Genomic DNA, 2,165 nt, shown 5'->3' on the forward strand with positions numbered 1-2,165 from the left:
AGTTGAGCCTGTTGCTGGCCGAGCGTGATGCCGAGTTCCTGCGATTGTTGCTCGAGATTTTTGAGCTTTTTTTCCAGTTGACCGCGGGAATCGTTCAATTCGTGTAGTTCGCGTTGCAGGCGCGAAATCTGGCGGTCGGATTCGCGCAGATGGTCGCCGGCATCGGCTTTGCTCTCTTCGCTGCTCGATAATTCCTTGCGCAACCCTTCGATGCGGCTGCGCAACTCGCCCAAATCGGCCTGTTTTTCGGCAATATCGGGCGCGGCGACAACCAGTGCCGGTTTTTTATCGGTCGCGGGGGGCTTGGCTCCGGCTGGTACCGCGCCCATGAAAACAGCGGCAATCAGTGCCGCTGCCAGCCTTTTACCGGAGAGCTGAGGTCCGCGCTGGCCGGGCCGGGGGTGTCCAAAGGTCATCGCGGATTGATTTCGATTAAGCGAAACGTAAAACGCTATTTTATAATGCGCCATTCATCGACACGAGGTTTTATCTTGGAAACGCCACCCTTCAGTTTGATCGACAAGCAGGAGCACATCGAGCTGGCCGCCCGTGCGCTGAAATCCATTGCCCACCCGCTACGCCTGAAAATCCTTTGCGTGCTTGGCGAACAGGAGGCGTGTGTGCAGGATATCGTTGAGGCGGTGGGCACCTCGCAGAGCAATATTTCCCAGCATCTGGCCATTCTGCGTGAAAAAGGTGTGCTGGTTAGCCGCAAGGACGCCAATCGCGTTTTCTACCGGGTTGGCGATCAGCGCACGCTGCAACTGGTCAGCATGATGCGCGAAGTTTTTTGCGGGACAGGGGTTTAAATGATACCGATGGAATTTATCAACCAGAATATCTTGCTGGTTTCGTTGGTCGCGGTCAGTGGCCTTTCCCTCCTCTGGCCGATGCTGGTGCGCCCTTCGGGCAATAGCGTCGGGCCGGTCGAGGCAACGCAGCTGATCAATCGTGAAGATGCGCACATTCTCGATGTCCGTGAAGCTGCCGAGTACGCTGCCGGGCATTTGCCGGAAGCGAAGAATATTCCGACCAGCGCCCTGGCCGAGCGTATCGGCGAACTGGACAAGTTCAAGGACAAGCCGATCATCGTCTGCTGTGCCTCCGGCATGCGCTCGAACAAGGCCTGTGGCGAGCTCAAGAAGCAGGGTTTCGAGAAGCTGTACAACCTGTCGGGCGGCGTTGACGCCTGGGTGGGCGCCGGCTATCCGATTAAAAAGGGTGCCCAGCGCAAATGAGTGCTTACGTCCTGATGTACACGACGGCGGTTTGCCCCTATTGCATTCGCGCCAAGCAACTGCTCAAGGCGAGAGGTGTCGAGCAGATCGAAGAGGTTCGCGTCGATCTCGATCCGGAACGTCGCGATGAAATGATGCAGAAAACCCAGCGCCGTACCGTACCGCAAATCTTCATCGGCGAAACCCACGTCGGTGGCTGTGACGATCTCTATGCACTCGATGCCTCCGGCCAGTTGAAGCCGCTGCTCGAAGGCTAACCTGAACCGATATAACTTTTGAAAGAAAACCATGGAACAAAACGCTCAACCCGTCTTCGGTATTGAAAAACTCTACGTCAAGGATCTGTCGGTCGAAGTGCCGAATGCGCCGGAAATCTTTCTCGAACGCGAACAACCGCAAGTCGAGATCCAGCTCAATACCGGTGGCCGGACCGTCGGCGACAGCGTCTACGAAGTCGTGCTGACGGTCACCGTTACCGCCAAGATGGGTGACAAGACGGTTTTCCTGGTTGAAGTTGGCCAAGCCGGTATCTTCCGCATCCAGAACGTGCCGGAAGACCAGATCGAGCCGCTGATTGCTGTCGCCTGCCCGAACATCCTTTTCCCCTATGCCCGCGAAGCGGTTTCCGACTCGGTCAGCCGTGCCGGCTTCCAGCCCATCGTGCTGCAGCCGGTCAACTTCGAAGGGATGTACATGCAGCGTCTGCAGCAGCAGGAGCAGTCGGGCGCGCCGGCTGAAGTGTCGATCCAGTAAGGTGCCTGCCATGTGGCGTCGTGCGCTTGTCGCCCTGTCGCTGATCAGCGCTGCCGGAGCAGCGCTGGCCATCGACTACCGCTCGGTCAGTGTGCCGGCGGCCATCCTGTTCGATGCGCCGTCGCTGCAGGGCAAGAAGCTCTACCTGATCAAGGCGCAGACGCCGGTCGAGGT

4 protein-coding genes and 1 pseudogene are annotated in these 2,165 nt (G+C 58.0%); 4 read left to right on the forward strand and 1 reads right to left on the reverse strand.

What is annotated here, in order from left to right; genetic code table 11:
* Nucleotides 1–416 (reverse strand): annotated as a pseudogene (locus ADADOO_RS13165) (peptidase M23); the annotation flags it as partial.
* A 75-nt stretch (nt 417–491) separates the two neighbouring features.
* Between ADADOO_RS13165 and ADADOO_RS13170 the strand changes: the two are divergent.
* From ADADOO_RS13170 to secB, 4 genes are read left to right on the forward strand one after another with little or no spacing between them, the layout of a single operon-like run.
* Complete coding sequence (locus ADADOO_RS13170; protein ID WP_511277960.1) at nt 492–809, forward strand: ArsR/SmtB family transcription factor; 318 nt, start codon at nt 492–494, stop codon at nt 807–809.
* A gap of 9 nt (nt 810–818) precedes the next feature.
* Nucleotides 819–1,238, forward strand: coding sequence for a rhodanese-like domain-containing protein (locus ADADOO_RS13175; RefSeq protein WP_511277961.1), 420 nt, complete (start codon nt 819–821; stop codon nt 1,236–1,238).
* Complete coding sequence (gene grxC, locus ADADOO_RS13180) at nt 1,235–1,495, forward strand: glutaredoxin 3 (RefSeq protein ID WP_511277962.1); 261 nt, start codon at nt 1,235–1,237, stop codon at nt 1,493–1,495. The genes ADADOO_RS13175 and grxC overlap by 4 nt, the downstream gene beginning before the upstream one ends.
* A gap of 31 nt (nt 1,496–1,526) precedes the next feature.
* A complete protein-coding gene (gene secB / locus ADADOO_RS13185) occupies nt 1,527–1,991 on the forward strand; it encodes a protein-export chaperone SecB (RefSeq protein ID WP_511277963.1) in 465 nt (154 codons plus the stop codon).
* Nucleotides 1,992–2,165 lie beyond the last annotated feature (174 nt).

Origin of the sequence: Azonexus sp. (assembly GCF_036170495.1) — a bacterium.
In the GTDB taxonomy this organism is placed as follows: Bacteria; Pseudomonadota; Gammaproteobacteria; order Burkholderiales; family Rhodocyclaceae; genus Azonexus.

Coding starts and splice junctions, on each gene's coding strand:
- ADADOO_RS13175 (WP_511277961.1), top strand. CDS start 819: ATGGAATTTATCAACCAGAATATCTTGCTGGTTTCGTTGGTCGCGGTC.
- grxC (WP_511277962.1), top strand. CDS start 1,235: ATGAGTGCTTACGTCCTGATGTACACGACGGCGGTTTGCCCCTATTGC.
- secB (WP_511277963.1), top strand. CDS start 1,527: ATGGAACAAAACGCTCAACCCGTCTTCGGTATTGAAAAACTCTACGTC.